Origin of the sequence: Streptomyces sp. NBC_00193 (genome assembly GCF_026342735.1) — a bacterium.
GTDB lineage: Bacteria > Actinomycetota > Actinomycetes > Streptomycetales > Streptomycetaceae > Streptomyces > Streptomyces stoeckheimensis.
In genome coordinates this window covers 2,834,819-2,853,908 of record NZ_JAPEMM010000001.1, presented here as the reverse complement: position 1 = coordinate 2,853,908, position 19,090 = coordinate 2,834,819, and the positions used below count along the sequence as shown (strand labels likewise).

The 19,090-nt window shown below is 70.7% G+C and carries 18 protein-coding genes; 13 read left to right on the top strand and 5 right to left on the bottom strand.

Translation table 11 applies throughout. The features are described 5' to 3' along the window. The first annotated feature begins 4 nt into the window (after positions 1–4). The 9 genes from OG898_RS12575 to OG898_RS12535 all read left to right on the top strand — a co-directional run bounded on the left by OG898_RS12575 (position 5) and on the right by OG898_RS12535 (position 9,847). On the top strand, positions 5–820 hold the full coding sequence (locus OG898_RS12575; RefSeq protein WP_250738563.1) for a hypothetical protein: 816 nt from the start codon (positions 5–7) through the stop codon (positions 818–820). A 110-nt stretch (positions 821–930) separates the two neighbouring features. Beyond that, complete coding sequence (locus OG898_RS12570; RefSeq protein ID WP_250738564.1) at positions 931–1,665, top strand: YcnI family protein; 735 nt, start codon at positions 931–933, stop codon at positions 1,663–1,665. A gap of 113 nt (positions 1,666–1,778) precedes the next feature. Continuing rightward, positions 1,779–2,432, top strand: coding sequence for an SCO family protein (locus OG898_RS12565; RefSeq protein WP_250738565.1), 654 nt, complete (start codon positions 1,779–1,781; stop codon positions 2,430–2,432). Further along, complete coding sequence (locus tag OG898_RS12560) at positions 2,429–2,926, top strand: copper chaperone PCu(A)C (protein ID WP_266956792.1); 498 nt, start codon at positions 2,429–2,431, stop codon at positions 2,924–2,926. Before OG898_RS12565 ends, OG898_RS12560 begins: the two co-directional genes overlap by 4 nt. Positions 2,927–2,948: 22 nt before the next feature. Next, a complete protein-coding gene (locus tag OG898_RS12555; protein WP_266956790.1) occupies positions 2,949–4,943 on the top strand; it encodes a copper resistance CopC/CopD family protein in 1,995 nt (664 codons plus the stop codon). Between the two features lie 26 nt (positions 4,944–4,969). Then, on the top strand, positions 4,970–6,256 hold the full coding sequence (efeB, locus tag OG898_RS12550; RefSeq protein WP_250738851.1) for an iron uptake transporter deferrochelatase/peroxidase subunit: 1,287 nt from the start codon (positions 4,970–4,972) through the stop codon (positions 6,254–6,256). Positions 6,257–6,298: 42 nt separating this feature from the next. Further along, positions 6,299–7,234: a prephenate dehydratase gene (gene pheA, locus OG898_RS12545; protein ID WP_250738568.1), complete on the top strand. Its 936-nt coding sequence runs from the start codon at positions 6,299–6,301 to the stop codon at positions 7,232–7,234. 526 nt (positions 7,235–7,760) lie between these two features. Next, positions 7,761–9,038, top strand: coding sequence for a serine--tRNA ligase (gene serS, locus OG898_RS12540; protein WP_266956788.1), 1,278 nt, complete (start codon positions 7,761–7,763; stop codon positions 9,036–9,038). After that, entirely contained in the window at positions 9,035–9,847 is an 813-nt protein-coding gene (locus OG898_RS12535) for an HAD family hydrolase (protein WP_266956786.1), read from the top strand. Before serS ends, OG898_RS12535 begins: the two co-directional genes overlap by 4 nt. Positions 9,848–9,988: 141 nt before the next feature. On the opposite strand, the gene OG898_RS12530 is transcribed toward OG898_RS12535, so the two are convergent. The 5 genes from OG898_RS12530 to OG898_RS12510 form a co-directional block, all read right to left on the bottom strand. After that, entirely contained in the window at positions 9,989–10,630 is a 642-nt protein-coding gene (locus OG898_RS12530; RefSeq protein WP_250738571.1) for a rhomboid-like protein, read from the bottom strand. Positions 10,631–10,742: 112 nt separating this feature from the next. After that, positions 10,743–11,462 carry an ABC transporter permease gene (locus tag OG898_RS12525; protein WP_250738572.1) on the bottom strand — a complete coding sequence of 240 codons (720 nt, stop codon included), beginning with the start codon at positions 11,460–11,462 and terminating at the stop codon, positions 10,743–10,745. A gap of 14 nt (positions 11,463–11,476) precedes the next feature. Continuing rightward, complete coding sequence (locus tag OG898_RS12520) at positions 11,477–12,388, bottom strand: ABC transporter ATP-binding protein (protein WP_250738573.1); 912 nt, start codon at positions 12,386–12,388, stop codon at positions 11,477–11,479. After that, the gene (locus OG898_RS12515) at positions 12,385–13,272 is read right to left on the bottom strand and encodes an ABC transporter permease (protein ID WP_250738574.1); all 888 of its coding nucleotides are present in this window, start codon (positions 13,270–13,272) and stop codon (positions 12,385–12,387) included. Before OG898_RS12515 ends, OG898_RS12520 begins: the two co-directional genes overlap by 4 nt. Then, positions 13,262–14,299: an ABC transporter ATP-binding protein gene (locus OG898_RS12510; protein WP_250738575.1), complete on the bottom strand. Its 1,038-nt coding sequence runs from the start codon at positions 14,297–14,299 to the stop codon at positions 13,262–13,264. Before OG898_RS12510 ends, OG898_RS12515 begins: the two co-directional genes overlap by 11 nt. Positions 14,300–14,526: 227 nt before the next feature. Between OG898_RS12510 and OG898_RS12505 the strand changes: the two genes are divergently transcribed. The 4 genes from OG898_RS12505 (at position 14,527) to OG898_RS12490 (ending at position 19,064) form a co-directional block, all read left to right on the top strand. After that, positions 14,527–15,396: a M24 family metallopeptidase gene (locus tag OG898_RS12505; protein WP_250738576.1), complete on the top strand. Its 870-nt coding sequence runs from the start codon at positions 14,527–14,529 to the stop codon at positions 15,394–15,396. Further along, complete coding sequence (locus OG898_RS12500; RefSeq protein ID WP_266956781.1) at positions 15,393–17,174, top strand: SDR family oxidoreductase; 1,782 nt, start codon at positions 15,393–15,395, stop codon at positions 17,172–17,174. Before OG898_RS12505 ends, OG898_RS12500 begins: the two co-directional genes overlap by 4 nt. A gap of 80 nt (positions 17,175–17,254) precedes the next feature. Next, positions 17,255–18,139, top strand: coding sequence for a metal-dependent hydrolase (locus OG898_RS12495; protein WP_266960212.1), 885 nt, complete (start codon positions 17,255–17,257; stop codon positions 18,137–18,139). Between the two features lie 10 nt (positions 18,140–18,149). Beyond that, on the top strand, positions 18,150–19,064 hold the full coding sequence (locus tag OG898_RS12490; RefSeq protein ID WP_243331221.1) for a MerR family transcriptional regulator: 915 nt from the start codon (positions 18,150–18,152) through the stop codon (positions 19,062–19,064). Positions 19,065–19,090 lie beyond the last annotated feature (26 nt).

Here is a 19,090-nt window from a genome sequence, read left to right as displayed (position 1 = left end):
GGCCATGACTGCCCCCCACGCGACGCAGGCCGGACCCGGCCTCAGGCTGATCCGGGCCGCGGTGTTCACCGCGGTCTGTGTCGTGCTGTCCGCGGTCGGGCACGCACTGGCCTCCTGCGCGACGGTGCCCTGGTGGTCCCTCTGCGCCGGCTTCCTCGCCGTCTTCGCCGTGGCGGCCCCGCTCGCGGGACGCCGCCGCTCACTGCCCGGCATAGCCGCCGCACTGGCGGGCGGACAGCTCGCGCTGCACACCGTGTTCGGCCTCGGCCAGCACACCACCTCGGCGGGCCGCAGTACCTCCTCGGAGACCTCGCTCGCGGCGCTGGCCGCCCAACTGGTGTGCGGGGGCAACTCCGTCCCGATCCACCCGGCGGAAGCCCGGCGGATCGTGGAGAGCGCCGGGCTGGACCCGGACGCCGTGGCCGCTCAGGCCGAGGCGCAGGGTCACCTGGCCCACGCCCACATGGGGCAGGGCCTGGTGGAACCGGCCAACGGACTGGTGGGGCTGCTCAGCCCGGCCATGCTGATCGGTCACCTGCTGGCCGCACTCGCCGCGGGCTGGCTGCTCGGGCGCGGCGACGCCGCGCTGTTCCGCCTCCTCGAACTGTCCAGGCTCTCCGCCGGAGCCGGACCGGTGCGCCCGCTGCGTGCCGCGCTGGCCTACGTACGAGCCCTCGGCGCGGGCCTTCCGGGCCTGCCCGCGCGTACCCCGCGGGCAGCGGGCGACGGGACCGGCCCCGCACGCTCCACGGGCCGGGACGCACTCCAGCACACGGTGATCAGGCGCGGGCCGCCCGCGGCATTCGCCCTCGCAGCCTGAAGCGGCACCTCTCCTCCCCGGGACTCACGACGGGAGCACCGGTGCCGCGAACTCCGTGCGCGCCGCGCGCGGAGCAACCGTCACCACAGCTTCCGTGGAGTGTTTCTGCCATGAAGACCTCTCGCGTCTCCTTCGCCGCCGCCCTCGCCGCCGGTTCCGTCCTGCTCCTCTCCGGTACCGCCTTCGCCCACGTCAGCGTGCAGCCCGTCGGGGAGGCCGCCAAGGGCGGCTACGCGACGCTCAACTTCAAGGTCCCCAACGAGCGCGACAACGCGGCGACCACGCAGCTCGAGGTCAACTTCCCCGTGGACCAGCCGCTCACATCCGTCATGCCGCAGGACATCCCCGGCTGGACGTCCGCTGTCGAGAAGACCAAGCTCGACAAGCCGCTCACCGTGCACGGCAAGCAGGTCAACGAGGTCGTCACCAAGGTGACCTGGACCGGCGGCAAGATCGAGACCGGCAAGTTCCAGCAGTTCCCGGTCTCCGTCGGCAAGCTCCCCGAGAACGCCGACCAGATGGTCTTCAAGGCGATCCAGACCTACGACAACGGCGAGGTCGTCCGCTGGATCGAAGAGCCGAAGGAAGGTGCCGCCGAACCGCAGACCCCGGCGCCCGTCCTGAAGCTGACCGCCGCCGGCGCCGACCACCACGACGCCGCCAAGAAGCCGGCGGACGAGGCGAAGAACTCCGACTCCGCCCACAAGGACGGCCAGGACGGTCACGACACAGCGGCCGCCAAGAGCGGATCCGACACGACCGCGCGGGCCCTCGGCGTCGCCGGCATCGTCATCGGACTCGGTGGCGTGGCCTTCGGCGTCGCCTCGCGCCGCCGCACCTCCTGACCGCCCGACCTCCCAACCTTCCCGACCTGACGATCCTGCGCAGCCGGCCGGTCATCCGGGCCGGCCGGGCTCGCGGATCCACCCGTACCACCCCCGATCCCAGGGACTTCCCCATGCGCACCACACGTGTGACGCTCGCCGCCCTCGTGGCGGCGGCCGCCCTCACCCTCACCGCCTGCGGTGGTGAACCGGCCAAGAACGGCCAGGTCACCCAGATCAGCGAGAACCAGGCGAAAGCCGGGTCCGCCACCGTGCTCGACCGCCCCTTCGACAAGCCGGACGTCGTCCTCACGGACACCACCGGCAAGCAGTGGAACCTGCGCGAGCAGACCAAGGGCAAGCCGACGCTCATCTACTTCGGCTACACCCACTGCCCCGACGTGTGCCCCCTGACGATGAGCAACATCGCCGTCGCCAAGAAGGCACTCCCCAAGGCCGACCAGGACAAGCTCCAGATCGTCTTCATCACCACCGACCCGGAACGGGACACTCCCGAGTCCCTCGGCGCGTGGCTCAAGGGCCTGGACCCGGCCTTCACCGGGCTGACCGGGGACTTCGCCACCATCCAGGCCGCCGCACGCACGCTCGGCATCGGTATCGAGGCTCCCACCAAGGACGCCAACGGCAACGTCGTCTCCATGCACGGTGCCCAGGTCATCGCCTTCTCGCCCAAGACCGACGAGGGATACCTCCTCTACGGCGAGAGCACCACCGTCGATGACTACACCAAGGACCTGCCGAAGATCGTCAAGGGAGAGAACCCGTGAACGCCCGCACCACCCGCACCCTCGCAGCCGCCCTCTCCCTGACGGCCGCGCTCGCCATATCCGGCTGCTCCTCGGACTCCGGGTCCGCGTCCGCTTCCGGTGACGCACCGAAGCTGACGGTCAGCGGCGGCTACATGCCGCAGCCCGTGAACGACCAGATGGCCGGCGCGTTCATGGTCATCAAGAACGACTCCAAGACGGCCGACAAGCTGACCGGCGCCACGAGCACGCTCTCCGACGACCTGCAGATCCACGAGACCAAGGATCAGAAGATGCAGCAGGTGCAGTCCATGGACGTGCCCGCGAACGGAGAGCTGAAGCTGGAGCGCGGCGGCAGCCACGTCATGTTCATGGGGCTCAAGAACACCCCCAAGGTCGGCGACAAGGTCACCGTCGAACTGCGCTTCGAGAAGTCCGGCCCGGTCAAGGTCGAGCTGGACGTCAAGGAGCGGACGTACAAGGCTCCGACATCCACTGACGGCACCGCCCACTGACGGACCGAGGGACTGACACGCCATGACGGCCACCGCCCCGCCCCCATCCACGGCCCGCGTCCGTGCCACGGCACTCCTGCCGCGGCTCACGCTGGTCCTCGCCGCACTGCTGGCAGCCTTCTTCGCCGCTGCCGCGCCGGCCTCGGCACACGCCGCGCTGACCGCGAGCGACCCCTCGGACGGGGCGGTGGTCGCCACGGCGCCCGCCCAGATCACGCTCTCCTTCTCGGAGGGGGTCGCCATGAACGGCGACTCCATCCGCGTCCTGGACCCCCAGGGCAAGCGCGTCGACACCGGTGAACTGCGCGACCTCTGCAGCGGGAGCATCATCCGCTACGGCACCACCCTGCGCCCGGGACAGCCGGACGGCACCTACACCGTCGCCTGGCAGGCCATATCCGCGGACAGCCATCCGGTCTCCGGCGCCTTCACCTTCTCCATCGGAGCCCCCTCCGAGACCGCCGTCTCACTGCCCTCGCGGACGGCGGGCGACGGGCCCGTCGCCGTCGCCTACGGCATCGCGCGCTACGTGGCCTACGCCGGGTTCGCCGTGCTCGTCGGCACCGCCGCCTTCATCCTCCTGTGCTGGCGCCGGGGCGCCGCGCAGCGGCCGATGCAGAAGCTGGTCGTACGGGCCTGGGTCGCGCTCACCGTGGCCACCCTGGTGATGCTGCTGCTCCGCAACCCGTACACCGGGTCGGGGAACTTCGCCGACGCCTTCGACCTGGCCGGGCTGAAGGCCGTCCTGGAGACCAAGTCCGGTGCCTCGCTCGTCTCGCGGCTGCTCCTCCTCGGCGCCGCCGCACTGTTCATCACCGTGCTGTTCGGCTCCTACGCCCGGCGCCACACGTCGGACGGCTCGGGCGGTTCGGGCGGTCCGGACACCTCCGGGGGCTCCGATGCCTCGGACGCCTCCAATGCCTCCGAAGAGGACGCCAAGGGGGAGAGCGACCTCGTCTTCGGGCTCGGCATCGGCGGGACCGTCGTCGCGGCCGGTATCGCCGCCACCTGGGCGCTGTCCGAGCACGCCTCCACCGGCATCCAGCCCGCCCTCGCCATGCCCGTCGACATCCTTCACCTGCTGGCCGTCGCCGTGTGGCTCGGCGGACTCACCGCGCTGCTCGTCGCGCTCCACAAGGTCCCCGGGATCGAGCGCACGGCCATCCGGCGCTTCTCCACCGTCGCCTTCACCAGCGTCGTCGTCCTGGCCTGCACCGGTACCTACCAGGCCTGGCGCCAGGTGGGCAGCTGGTCCGCGCTGACCGGGACCAACTACGGCCGGCTGCTGCTCCTCAAGATCGGCCTCGTCGCCGTCATCGTGGCCATCGCCTACACCTCCCGGAAGTGGACCTCTCGGCTGGCGGGCGCCGATGTTTCACGTGAAACATCGCCCGTCGCCGTCACCCCGGCCGCCGACGCCGTCCCCGACGCCGGCACGTCCGACCCCCGGCGTGCCGCGCAGCTCGCGCGCCAGAGCGCCGCCCGGCGGACCGCGCGGGAGAAGCAGGCGCGTGACGCCGACCCGGACCGCGCGGGCCTGCGACGGTCCGTCCTCGCCGAGGCCGGTGTCGCCGTGGTCCTGCTGGCCGTCACCACCATCCTCACCAGCACCGAACCCGGCCGTGCCGCGGAGCTGGAGGCCGGCCGCGGGTCCACCGCCACGGCCGTTCCCGACCGCGCGGTCAAGGTCACGCTGCCCTTCGACACCGGCGGTCAGAACGGCAAGGGCTCGGTCCGGCTCCAGCTGGACCCGGGCCGCGTCGGCGCGAACACGCTCCACGTGTGGGCCGAGACCCCCGACGGCAAGCCGCTCGACCTACCCGAGCTCAAGGTGTCGTTCACCTTGGAAGCCAAGGAGATCGGTCCCCTTCCGGTCCTGCCCGAGCGCGCCGCACCCGGGCACTGGACCGCATCGGGCGTCCAGCTTCCGCTGACCGGCGACTGGCGGATCGACGTGACCGTCCGCACCTCCGACATCGACCAGACGACCGTCCAGAAGAACGTGAAGATCGGCTGACCAGCGTGACCCAGAACAGCGACCCCATCGAAAGCACCGCCAACAGCGAGAGCAGCACCGGGCTCCCCGGCATCGAGATCTCCCGGCGCCGCCTGCTGGGCACGGTCGGCGCCGCGGGCGCGGCCGGGCTCGCGCTCGGCGCCGCCGGCGGGGCCCTCGTACAGTCCGAGGTGTCCGGGTCCGCGGCGTCGGGCTCCGGCGGCGCTCCCGGCAGCCTCGGTGCCACCCGGGTCGACTTCCACGGGGATCACCAGGCCGGCATCACCACGCCGCTCCAGGCCAAGGGGCACGTGCTCGCCTTCGACCTGGCGCCCGGTGCCGGACGTACCGAGGCGGCCGCCCTGATGCGGCGCTGGTCCGAGACCGCGCGGCGGCTGACGGCGGGCGAGACCGCACCCGTCGCCGACACCGGCATCGCCCTCGGTTCCGGCCCCTCCTCCCTCACGGTGACCTTCGGCTTCGGCCACTCCTTCTTCGAGCGCACCGGACTCACCGCGCGCCGTCCCGCCGCCCTCGACCCGCTCCCGGCCTTCTCCTCCGACAGCCTCGACGCGCAGCGCAGCAACGGCGACCTGTGGGTCCAGATCGGCTCGGACGACGCGCTGGTCGCCTTCCACGCCCTGCGCGCGCTGCAGAAGGACGCCGGAGAGGCGGCCCGGCCGCGCTGGCAGATGAACGGCTTCAACCGCTCTCCCGGAGCCACCGCCTCCCCCATGACGGCGCGCAACCTCATGGGCCAGGTCGACGGCACCAACAATCCGAAGCCCACCGAAGCCGACTTCGACCGGCGGATCTTCGTCCAGGGCACCGTGCCCCCGGAGCACGCCTGGATGGTCGGGGGTTCGTACGCCGTCGTACGCCGTATCCGCATGCTCCTCGACCACTGGGACCAGCAGTCGCTGACCCAGCAGGAGCAGGTCATCGGGCGTACGAAGGCCACCGGCGCCCCACTGACCGGAGGCGACGAGACCACCGCCCCGGCCCTCGACAAGATCGGCGCCGACGGAAAGCCGGTCATCCCCGCCAATGCGCACGCCCGGATCTCCGCACCCGCGCAGAACGGCGGAGCGGCCATGCTCCGGCGCCCCTTCTCCTTCCACGACGGGATCGCCGCCGACGGAACCCCCGACGCCGGGCTCCTCTTCATCTGCTGGCAGGCCGACCCGTCCCGCGGTTTCGTCCCCGTCCAGCGCAAGCTCGACCGCGGCGACGCCCTGTCGGAATTCATCCGGCACGAGTCGAGCGGCCTGTACGCGGTGCCGCCCGGGGCACGCGCCGGGGAGTACGTGGGGCAACGGCTGCTCGAAGGGTGAACAGCCCAGGTCGCGTCCGGGCCCCGGCATTAGGCTGATCGCATGTCGGCCACCCGCTTCACCTATCTCGGTCCCGAAGGCACGTTCACCGAAGCCGCCCTTCGCACCCTCCCCGAAGCCGCGACCCGGGAGCTCGTCCCGATGGTTTCGGTCCCGGCAGCCCTGGACGCCGTGCGCAACGGTGAGGCCGCGGCGGCCCTGGTCCCGATCGAGAACTCGGTGGAGGGCGGGGTCACCTCGACCCTGGACGAGCTGGCCGGCGGCGTTCCGCTGATGATCTACCGCGAGGTGCTGCTCCCGATCGCGTTCGCGCTGCTGGTGCGGCCCGGGACCAAGCTGTCCGACGTCAAGACCGTCACCGGGCACCCGGTCGCCCAGCCGCAGGTGCGCAACTGGCTGCGGTCGAACCTGCCCGACGCCCTGTGGGAGTCGGCGGCGTCCAATGCCGACGGTGCCCGGCTGGTCCAGGAGGGCCGCTTCGACGCCGCCTTCGCGGGGGAGTTCGCGGCCGCCACCTACGGGCTGGTCCCGCTGGTCACCGAGATCCACGACGCGCAGAACGCGGAGACCCGCTTCGTGCTCGTCGGGCGTCCCGCCCGCCCGGCCGCGCCGACCGGCGCCGACAAGACCTCCGTGGTGCTGTGGATGGGCGACGACCGCCCCGGTGCGCTGCTGGAGCTGCTCCAGGAGTTCGCCGTCCGCGGGGTGAACCTGATGCTGATCCAGTCCCGGCCGACGGGTGCGGGGATCGGCAACTACTGCTTCGCCGTCGACGCCGAGGGCCACATCTCCGACCGCCGGGTCGGGGAGGCCCTCATGGGTCTCAAGCGCACCTGCCCCCAGATCCGGTTCCTCGGCTCCTACCCGCGCGCCGGTGTCGCACAGGGTGACGTCCAGGCCGCCCGGGCCGGCACCTCCGACGGCGACTTCACCGCGGCCTCGGACTGGCTGACGCGTTGCCTCGACGGGCGCCCCTGACGCTCCGTCCACTGTCCACAGAGTTATCCACAGGGATCGATGTGAACCTGGGGACAAGTCGACAGAGCAGCACGACAAGGTCGACAAATCGGTCGGGTGGCGCAGGTTTCGCGCTGACGAGCGGAAGGTGAACGGCGTCACCCCTGTATCACCGATCAACTCTTTGGGGCGAGTCATTCCCACCCGAATGAGTGTGTGAGGGTGGTTTGAACCCTGATTGGGCTCGCTCGCTCCACAGTTGAGATTGATCTATTCCTGTGTCCACAGATCCGGCACACAGCCTGTGGATAAGCCGGTTGCCTGGGGAATTCCTGTGGACAAGGAAGCCCCTTCCTCCTGCTCAGGGGCTGCCCGATCACTGCAGCTCTGCCCCTTTTCGGGGAATGAGGCCGGTTTTATCGGCCTCCACGGGAGGTTGGCTTCCAGCCTCCCGCCGGAAGTTTTCCATTCGCGGCAATTAGGACAAAGCGACACGCAGCGTGATATCGGTGCGTCCCCCGGAAGCCCGGCCCGGTAGCCTGGAGGGGTGATTGACCTCCGGCTGCTCCGTGAAGACCCTGACCGTGTCCGCGCCTCGCAGCGCGCCCGTGGAGAGGACGTCGCCCTCGTCGACGCACTGCTCTCCGCCGACGAGCGCCGCAGGTCCTCCGGCATGCGATTCGACGAACTCCGCAACGAGCAGAAGTCGCTCGGCAAGCTCATCCCCAAGGCCTCTCCGGAGGAGCGGGCCGAGCTGCTGAAGAAGGCCGATCAGCTCAAGCAGGACGTGAAGGCCGCCGAGGCCGAGCAGAACGAGGCGGACGAAGCCGCCAAGCAGCTGCTCCTGCGGCTCGGCAACATCGTCCACGCCGACGTGCCCGTCGGCGGCGAGGAGGACTTCGTCGTCCTCGAGACGCACGGCACCATCCGCGACTTCGGCGCCGAGGGCTTCGAGCCCAAGGACCACCTGGAGCTCGGCGAGTCCCTGGGGGCCATCGACGTCGAGCGCGGCGCCAAGGTCTCCGGCTCGCGCTTCTACTACCTCACCGGTGTCGGCGCCCTGCTGGAGCTCGCCCTCGTCAACGCGGCCATCGCGCAGGCCACCGAGGCCGGCTTCACCCCGATGCTCACCCCCGCGCTGGTCCGCCCGCGCGCCATGGAGGGCACCGGCTTCCTCGGCCAGGCCGCGGAGAACGTGTACCACCTGGAGGGCGACGACCTCTATCTGGTCGGCACCTCCGAGGTCCCGCTCGCCGCGTACCACATGGACGAGATCATCGACGCGGACAAGCTGCCGCTGCGCTACGCCGGCTTCTCCCCGTGCTTCCGCCGTGAGGCCGGGACGTACGGCAAGGACACCCGCGGCATCTTCCGCGTCCACCAGTTCGACAAGGTCGAGATGTTCTCGTACGTCGCGCCGGAGGAGGCCGAGGCCGAGCACCAGCGGCTCCTGGACTGGGAGAAGCAGTGGCTGACCAGCCTGGAGCTGCCCTTCCAGGTGATCGACGTCGCCACCGGCGACCTGGGTGCCTCCGCCTCCCGCAAGTTCGACTGCGAGGCGTGGATCCCCACCCAGGGCAAGTACCGCGAGCTGACCTCCGCCTCGAACTGTGACGGCTTCCAGGCCCGCCGCCTGTCGGTCCGCTACCGCGACGGCAAGAAGACCGCTCCGCTGTCCACCCTGAACGGAACGCTGTGCGCGGTGCCGCGCACGATCGTCGCGATCCTGGAGAACCACCAGCAGGCCGACGGCACGGTCCGGGTTCCCCCGGTGCTCCGGCCCTACCTGGGCGGTCGGGAAATCCTGGAGCCGATCACCAAGTGAGCCCGGCCCCGTTCCCCTACAAGCTCGTCGCGACGGACCTCGACGGGACGCTGCTGCGCGGCGACGACACCGTCTCGGAGCGCACCCGTGAGGCGCTCCTCGCCGCCACCGCGGCGGGCGCGGCGCACATCATCGTCACCGGCCGCGCCGTGCCGTGGACCCGTCACGTCCTCGATGACCTCGGCTACAAGGGCATCGCCGTCTGCGGACAGGGTGCGCAGGTCTACGACGCGGGGGCGCACCGGCTGCTGACCTCGGTGACGCTCGACCGGAAGCTCGCCGCGCTGGCGCTGGAGAAGATCGAGGCCGAGGTCGGTCCGCTGGCGCTCGCAGCCAGCCGGGACGGAGTCGAGGGCGAGGTGCTCTTCGGCCCCGGCTACCAGGTCCAGGAGGGCCTTCCCGCGATCTACCTGGAGGACACCGCCGAGGTCTGGTCGGCTCCGCTGAACAAGCTGTACATCCAGCACCCCGAGCTGGACGAGGACGCCCTCGTCGAGGTGGCCCGGCAGACCGTGGGCAGCCTGGTCGGCATCGTCATGGCCGGTCCCGGTGTCGTGGAGATCCTGCCGCTGGGGCTGAGCAAGGCCACCGGTCTCTCGCTGGCCGCGCGCCGGCTGGGGGTGAAGGCGGCCGAGACGATCGCCTTCGGCGACATGCCCAACGACCTCCCGATGTTCGGCTGGGCCGCGCACGGCGTGGCGATGGCCAACGCGCACGCGGAGCTCAAGGCGGTGGCGGACGAGGTCACCACCTCCAACGAGGAGGACGGCATCGCCGTGGTCCTGGAGCGTCTGCTGGGCGCCGCTTAACCGGGCGGAAGACGGAAGGAAGGTCCGGAACGGCCCGCGCCGCGAGGCGCGCTCGAAGTGGCCGTTCCGGACCTTCTTGTTTCTCCCCGCACGGCTCACTCTGCCCCCGCCGCACGCCTCGTACCAGTGAATTTCCGTCCGTCAGCCGGGATTCCGGCGCGGGTTCGGGTGCCGGGTCAGGGGCCAGGCGAGGAGGCCGACGGCGAGTGCGATGGCGTGGCCGAAGTCGGTGAAGGTGCCGTCGCTGACGAGCGGGAGTCCGAAGAAGGCCACGGCCCCGGCCAGGTAGAACCAGCGCCAGGGACCGGGCAGGCGGTACGTCAGCACCCCGACGGCGGTCGCGAGTCCGTAGCTGACGCCGATGTCGACGACGTGGACCATGCTGCGCGGGGCGCGGTGGTCCTGGATGGCCATCAGGACCAGCTTCTGGCTGATGAGCGTGGCCGTGATGTGTCCGGTCGCGATGATGAACAGCCAGCGCAGGGTACCGAGCCAGCGCTCGACATTGGCCTGGAAGACCTCGAAGAGGACGAAGTAGAGCGGGAGCGAGGCGGGATCCTCGATCCAGAACGCGCTGCTGAGCAGCGCCCGTATGGGATGCCGGGCGAGCTCGTGGATATTGCTGCTGTTGCGGTGGAGCAGGACGTGTTCGAGATGATCGGGCACGATCACGACCACGATGCTGGTGACCACGATGATCAGCAGCCAGATGTGGGTGCCGGGCGCGGAGCGTATCCAGGACCGCACGGGCCTGGACGGCTCGGGCTCGGTGTACTCGATCATTCACCGATGATCTCGCGCAAAACTGTGCCCCGCCTGGCCTGTGGGCCGGGCGGGGCACTGTTTCACGTGAAACATCCGCTGCCGGCGCCCCCGTGGACGCCGGTACGGAGCTCTACTCCTCGCCCGCCAGGGTCAGGCGGCGGAGCTTCTGTCCGGCGTAGAAGGTGGCGCCGACGGTGACCGCGACGAGCAGGATCACCGCGGTGGGCAGCCCGACGGTGGCGTCCACGTACCCCTCGCCCGCGACCTTCTGGGCGAGGGCCAGCGACCACTGCTGGACGCTGAGGGTCTTGGCGCCGTCGACGAGGCTGCCGAAGAGCGACTCCCAGATCAGGGCGTAGACCAGGCCGAAGACGACCGCGTGCCGGCTGACGGTGCCCAGCAGCAGGAACAGGGCGCTGTAGGCGACCGAGGCGACGAGGGCGGCGACGGTGTAGGCGACGGCGATCTGCTGACCGTTGCCGTTGAGGATGAAGCCGGCGATCAGGGTGGGGATCGCGGAGAAGACCATGGTGACGGCGATCGCGACGGTCAGCTTCGTCAGGATGATCGTCGGACGCTTCACCGGCTTCGAGAGCAGGTAGACGATCGAGCCGTCGTCGATCTCCGGGCCGATGGCGCCGGTGCCGGCGATGACGCCGATCAGCGGGACCATCGTCGCCAGGGCGAAGCCACCGAGGAGATCGGCGGCGACCTTGTCGTCGAGGCCCGTGAAGGCGCGCACGGCGATGGAGATGGCGATCAGCAGGACGGGCAGCGCGCAGAGGATCAGCGCGCGGCGGCGGCCGAGCAGGGCCCGGTAGGTGAGCCGGGCAACGGTGGGGTTGTACATGAGTGCCAGCTCCTTCAGGCCGCGACGAGGTAGGAGAAGACCGACTCGAGGGACTCGTCGGAAGGCGAGACCGTCAGCAGCCGGATGCCGTGCTCGCGGGCGACCCGCGGCAGCAGCTGGGTGAAGCGCCCGAAGTCGACGGCCTGGATGCGCAGGGCGCCTTCCTTGAGGTCCACCTCGATCCCGGCGGTGGACGGGTCGGCGATCAGGGCCGCGGCGAGGGCCCGGTCGTCGGAGGAGCGGACGAGGTAGCGGTGCGGGCGGTCCGTCATCAGGCGGCGGATCTTGCGGAAGTCGCCGGAGGCTGCGTGCCGGCCGGCCACGACCACCTCGATGTGGGAGGCGAGCTGTTCGACCTCCTCCAGGATGTGCGAGGAGAACAGCACGGTGCGGCCGTCGTCGCCCATCCGCCGCAGCAGCTCCATGAGCTGCATGCGCTGGCGCGGGTCCATGCCGTTGAAGGGCTCGTCGAGCAGCAGCACGGACGGGTCGTGGACCAGGGCGGAGGCCATCTTCACGCGCTGGCGCATGCCCTTGGAGTACGTGGAGATCTTGCGGTCCTGCGCGTACTCCATCTCGACCGTGGCCAGGGCCCGCTGGGCGGCCGCCTCGTCGAGACCGTGGAGTTCGGCGTTGGCGACGACGAACTCCTTGCCGGTGAGGAAGTCGTACATGGCCTCGCGCTCGGGCACGACGCCGATCTGCTTGTAGACCTGCTCGTTCTGCCAGATCGGGGTGCCGTCGAGGGTGACGGTGCCCGTGGAGGGGGCGAGGAAGCCGCCCATCATGTTGATGAGGGTGGACTTGCCGGCTCCGTTGGGGCCGAGCAGGCCGGTGACTCCGGGACCGATGCGCATGGTCACGTCGTTGACGGCGACGACGTTCCCGAACCAGCGGGAGGTGTGGTCGATGTCGATGATGCTCACAGCCCGGCCTTCCGGTAGCGGGCCATCAGGGCGGCGTAGGAGCCGGCGATGAGGCCGAGGATGACGAGCAGGTAGACGAAGCCGACGGCGCTCGCGGGGCCCTCGCTGCCGGGGAAGCCGGAGTCGGCGCCGAGGAAGGCGGTCTGCAGGCCGTCGATGAGGCTCATCGGGGAGAACAGGCCCAGCCACTCGATCCCGCCGGTCGAGCCGGTCTCGTAGGCGATGGCCTGGACTGCGGACACGGCCCCGTAGGGGATCAGGAGCACGGCGATGATGGCGGCGACGCCGAAGCCGCGGCGCGGGGTGAGCGCGGCCATGACCAGGCCGAGGCCGGAGAAGAGCAACGACAGCAGCAGTACCGACACCAGTGCCTGCCCGAATCCCTTGGTCTGGTCGGCGAAGTCGAACTTCGCCAGGAGCGAGCCGATCCACATGATCAGCAGCGGGGTGGCCGTGAGGATGAACAGGGCCGAGGCCATGGCCGCGAACTTGGCCAGGACGTAGTCGACGCGCTCGATGGGCCGGGAGAAGTAGAGCGGCACCGTCTTGAAGCGCAGGTCCCTCGAAACGGACTGCGGTGCCTGCGACGCGAGGTAGAGGTAGACGATCACCTGGGTGGTCATCGCGTACGTCGTGTACTTGATCGGCAGGGCGGTGGAGCCGGGCACGGTGATGGCGACCGCGACGAGGATCAGCGCGGGAACGCACATCACCGCGAAGAGCAGCATCGGCAGCACCTTGGACTTGGCCGAACGGCCGAGTCCGTAGGCGCCGCGCAGGGACTGCGCGAAGAGCGACTTGCGGGCGTAGGAGCGGCCGAGCCGGGGGCCGTCGTAGGACCGGTAGCCGATGTTGTGGATCTGGGTCGAGGTGTCAGGCGCCATCGGAACCGGCTCCCTTCTGCTGGGTGGCGGCCCAGGCGGTGGCCTGGGCGGACTGGGCTGCGAACTGTTCGGCCCGGGCGGCCGCCGCGTCGCTGTCGCGGAAGACCTCGGCGATGTGGTGGCGGCGCTGCTCCATGCGGACCAGGCCGATGCCGAGATCGGCGACCGTGTCGCGGACGACGTCGTACGTGGCCTCGCCCGAGGCTTCGACGAGGAGGATGTGGCCGGCTCCGGGCAGGCCCTCCTCCTCTCCCGCGTGCAGCGTCAGTCCCGCCTCGGTGAGCGCCTTGCGCAGGGCGGCGGTGCCGTCCGGGTGGGCGTCGGAGTCGGTGACCTCGACCGCGAGGGTCGTGGTGGTCTGGGTGAAGTCGCTGGTGGAGCTGGAGCGCAGCAGTTTGCCGCCGTCGACGACCACGACGTGGTCGCAGGTCCGCTCCAGCTCGCCGAGCAGGTGGGAGGTGACCAGGACCGAGATGCCGAAGTCGGTGTAGACGCGGCGGATCAGGCCCAGCATCTCGTCGCGGCCGACCGGGTCGAGGCCGTTGGTGGGCTCGTCGAGGAGCACCAGTTGCGGGTCGTGGACCAGCGCCTGGGCGAGCTTGACGCGCTGCTTCATGCCGGTGGAGTAGCCGCCGATGGGGCGGTAGCGCTCCTCGTACAGCCCCACGTGGCGCAGGGTGTCCGCGGTGCGCTCACGGGCGGCGGTCGGCGGGAGCCCGGACATGCGCGCCATGTGCACGACGAACTCGGTGGCCGAGACGTCGGGGGGCAGGCAGTCGTGTTCGGGCATGTAGCCGACGCGCTCGCGGATCGCGCTGCCATGGGTGGCTACGTCGAGTCCGAGCACGGCGGCGGTGCCCTCGGTGGCGGGGGACAGTCCCAGCAGAATCTTGATCAGCGTGGACTTGCCGGCTCCGTTGGCGCCCACGAGCCCGGTTACTCCGGGGCCGATGTCCAAGGAGAGCCGGTCGAGGGCGGTCACTCGGGGGTACCGCTTGCTCAGGCTTTCGGTCGCGATGACAGTCACGTGAACGACGTTAGTGGCGCGCCGGGCCCGGATCGTCAGACCTGGAGCTCGATCCTTTCTCCGCCTTCAGGACTACGGACCCCGACATAAGGCTGACGTAGGGCTGATGCGTACCGGACAAGTTTGTCCACAGGTCCGTGCACGGGCCTTGACGTGATCTCCGGTCATTGTCACATTCATCAGTGTCAAGTTACGGGCGCGTACGGCTATATGGACGGACGGCTGGCATGGCTGGGGACACCAGGCAACGCACGAAGCGACGCACCACCGAGCTCTCCGCCGAGCTGAGCGGGTTCAAGGAAGTGCAGCGCCTCTCCTACGAGTGCGCGGAGGCCGTCGCGGCACAGCTGCGCCCCGGCGTGACCGAGCGCGAGGCCGCGCGGATGCAGCGCGACTGGCTGCGCGAGCGCGGGGTGCGGGACTGGTTCCACATGCCGTTCGCGTGGTTCGGAGACCGGACCGCCTTCACGAACTTCAAGATCCCCCTGCAGTTCTTCCCGACGAACCGGGCCCTGGAGCCGGGGATGCCGTTCATCCTCGACATGGCCCCGGTCTACAAGGGCCACACCGCGGACATCGGGTACTCGGGCAGCCTCGGCCTCAACCCGGTGCAGGACCGGCTCATGTCCGATCTGCAGGCGCACCGCGCGCTGATCCTCGACCAGGTCCGCGAGCGCCGCTCCCTGCGCGAGATCTACGAGGAGGTGGAGCGGCTGATGATCGGCCAGGGGTACACCAACCGGCACCGGGCCTACCCCTTCGGCGTCATCGCGCACAAGATAGACCGGGTCAAGGAGCGGAGCTGGGCACCGACCGCGTTCGGTTTCGGCACCCAGGCCCTGAAGGGGCTGGCCTCCGATGCCCTGCGCGGCCACCGCGAGGGCTGGTCCCCGCTGTGGAGCCCGTACCGCTTCTCCGACCACCCGCCCCAGCCCGGCCTGTGGGCGGTGGAACCGCACCTGGGCTTCCGGGGCACCGGCGCGAAGTTCGAGGAGATCCTGGTCGTCACCGACTCCCGGGACCCCGAGGAGAGCGCGTACTGGCTGGACGACGATCTGCCGCACGTGCGGCGCTGGGCTGAGGAGAAGGCGGCATGAGCGCAATGACGGACGCGGGCCTGACGGCCGGGCGCGAGCGCTGGGTGAACACCGGCGGGGTCGAGCTGTGCGTCGTCGAACTCGGCGACGCGCAGCGGCCGACGGTCGTCCTGGTGCACGGGTACCCGGACAGCAAGGAGGTCTGGTCGCAGGTCGCCGAGCAGCTGGCCTCCCGGTTCCACGTCGTGCTCTACGACGTACGGGGACACGGGCGCTCCACCGCCCCGCAGCCGCTGCGCGGCGGGTTCACCCTGGAGAAGCTGACCGACGACTTCCTCGCGGTCGTGGACGCGGTCAGCCCTGACCGCCCGGTGCACCTGGTCGGCCACGACTGGGGCTCCGTACAGGGCTGGGAGTTCGCGACGGTCGCCCGGACCGAGGGCCGGATCGCCTCCTTCACCTCGATGTCGGGACCCTCCCTGGACCACTTCGGGCACTGGATAAAGAAGCGGATGGCCCGGCCCACCCCGCGGCGGGCGGCCCAGCTGCTGAACCAGGGCGCAAAGTCCTGGTACGTGTACATGCTGCACACGCCCGTGCTGCCGGAGCTCGCCTGGCGCGGACCGCTCGGCAAGCTCTGGCCGAAGGTGCTGGAGCGGATCGAGCAGGTCCCGGCCGGGGACTATCCCACGGCCTCCCTGCCCTCCGACGCCGCACACGGCGCCTGGCTCTACCGGGACAACGTCCGGCCCCGGCTGCGCCGGCCGCGCGCCGACGCGTACGCCCACGTACCGGTGCAGCTGATCACCCCCACCGGGGACTCCTTCCTCTCCGAGCGGCTCTACGACGATCTGGAGCTGTGGGCCCCGGACCTGGTGCGGCGCACCCTGCCGGCCAAGCACTGGGTGCCGCGGACCCGGCCCGACCAGCTGGCCGCGTGGATCACCGAGTTCGTCACCTCCCGGGAGGAGCCCGCCACGCGGGCGCCGCAGCAGAAGGCGCCGGGCCGGTACGCGGACCGCTTCGGCGGCCAGTTGGTCCTGGTCACCGGAGCCGCCAGCGGCATCGGCCGGGCCACGGCCTTCGCGTTCGCCGAAGCCGGCGCCCGTGTGGTGTGCGTGGACCGGGACGCCGAGGGCGCTGCCCGCACCGCCGACATGGCGCGGCTGGTCGGCTCGCCCGAGGCCTGGGGCGAGTGCGTCGACGTCAGCGACGAGCAGGCCATGGAGAAGCTCGCCGAGAAGGTCGCCTCCGAGTACGGGATCGTGGACGTCCTGGTCAACAACGCCGGGGTGGGCCTGTCGGGCCCCTTCCTGGACACGACCGCCGAGGACTGGAAGAAGGTCCTCGACGTCAACCTGTGGGGCGTCATCCACGGCTGCCGGCTCTTCGGCAAGCAGATGGCCGAGCGCGGCCAGGGCGGGCACATCGTCAACACCGCTTCCGCCGCCGCCTACCTGCCGTCCAAGACGCTGCCCGCGTACAGCACCTCCAAGGCTGCGGTGCTGATGCTCAGCGAGTGCCTGCGGGCCGAGCTGGCATCGAAGTCGATCGGGGTGTCGGCGATCTGCCCCGGCATCGTCAACACCAACATCACCGCCACCTCCCGCTTCGCCGGAGTGGACGAGGCCGAGGAGAAGCGGCGCCAGCAGAAGTCCTCGCGCCTCTACGGGCTGCGCAACTTCCCGCCGGAGAAGGTCGCGGACGCGATCCTGCTCGCGGTCGTGAAGAACCAGGCCGTGGTCCCGGTGACCCCCGAGTCCAAGGGCGCCCTGTGGATGTCCCGGTTCGCGCCGGGGACCCTGCGGCGGTTCGCGAAATTGGAGCCCAAGCTGTGAGCGGGGCGGCGGGCGCGGGCGGGACGGTCGGGGGCGGGGCGGGCGCCGGCACGGGCGCGGGCAGGGTTGCCCGGTACGCGATCGCACCGCGCCGGGTGGCCTTCGACTGGAAGACCACCCCGCTGCACTGGATACCGGACGAGCCCACCGCCACCCACGTCATCAACGTGCTGCACCTGCTGCTGCCGGCCGGCGAGCGGTGGTTCGTGAAGGTCTTCAAAGAGGGCCTGCCCCTGGTCACGGACCCCAAGCTACGCAGCGACGTGAAGGGGTTCATGGGCCAGGAGGCCACGCACAGCGTGCAGCACTCCTGCGTACTGGACCACCTCGCCGAACAGCGGCTGCCCACCGAGGCGTACACGAAGTACGTGGACTTCCTCTTCGAAAAGCTGCTGGGGGAGACCCCGCCGTTCGGTGCCCCGATCACGGCGCAGGAGTGGCTGCGCTTCCGGCTCTCGCTCGTCGCCGCGATCGAGCAGTTCACGGCGGTCCTCGGGGACTGGGTGCTCGGCGCCGAGGGACTGGACGCGGCCGGAGCGGACGAGGTCATGCTCGACCTGCTGCGCTGGCACGGCGCCGAGGAGGTGGAGCACCGGTCCGTCGCCTTCGACATGTACCAGCACTGCGGCGGCGCGGGCCTGCCCCGCTACCTCCGGCGCATCGAGGGCATGGCCGTGGTCGCGCCCGTCCTGGCCTGGCTGTGGATCGCGGGGGCCTCGTACCTCCTGCGCAACGACCCCGAACTGCGCGGACGGACCCGCTATTCGCTGCGCGAGCACAACCGGGCCGTGGCCAAGGGTCTGCTGCCCACTTGGAGAGAGCTCGGCATGGCCATACCCCGCTACCTGCGGCGGTCGTACCATCCCTCGCAGGAGGGCTCGCTGCGCAGGGCGGTCGAGTACCTCGCGGCTTCACCTGCCGCCCGGTCAGCTGCGGGCGCGGTCGGCCGAGCCGCCATGTCGTAGGGAGCCGGGATTGTCCGAGCAGGCAGTAGCCGAGTACCGGATCGAGGATCTGGCGCACCACAGCGGTGCGACCGTCCGCACGATCCGGGCGTACCAGGACCGCGGTCTGCTGCCGAAGCCGGAGCGACGAGGCCGTTCCAACGTCTACCGGGACACGCATCTGGCGCGGCTGCGCCAGATCGCCGACCTGCTGGACCGCGGCTACACCCTGGCCTCCATCAAGGAACTGCTGGAGGCCTGGGACGCGGGCCGCGGGCTCGGCGGCGTGCTCGGGCTGGTGGCCGAGGTGCACGGGCCGTGGACTGACGAGGAAGCGGCCCGGATAAGCCGGGACGAGCTGAACGAACGGTTCGGCGGCAAGCCGGACGACGAAGCCGTCGGCGAGGCGTGCGAACTGGGCGTGCTGGAGCGGATCCCGGGGCGCCCGGACCAGTTCCTCGTACCGTCCCCGCAGGAGCTGTCCGTGGCCGCCGAGCTGTACGCCGCCGGGGTCCCGCTGCCCGCGATCACCGGTCACCTGCGGGAGTTGCGCGGCCAGGTGGAGCTGATCGCCTCGCGGTTCCTGGAGTTCACCACGGAGCACGTCTTCGCCCGGTACCTGGGGGCCGTCCCCCCGACGGACTCCGACGCGGCCGAGGCGGCGACGATGGTACGGAGACTGCGGCCCCTGGCCCAGCAGACGGTGGACGCGGAGCTGGCGCGGGCGATGCGCCTCTTCGCGACCCGGCACCTGCAGCGCCACCTCGGGGCCGTCGGGACCCCTCAGCCCTCGGGGCCGGCCCCGGTGGCGCTGCCCGCGGAGACCGTGCGGGCGGTGCAGGAGCTGGTGGGGCCCGACCATGTGGCGGAGTTCGTCCGGGCCGCCACGGAACGGGAGTTGCAGGCCCGGACGATGAACGATCTGGCCAGCCGCGGCGGCCGGTAGTGCTCGCTCAGTAGTCCACAGGCCGG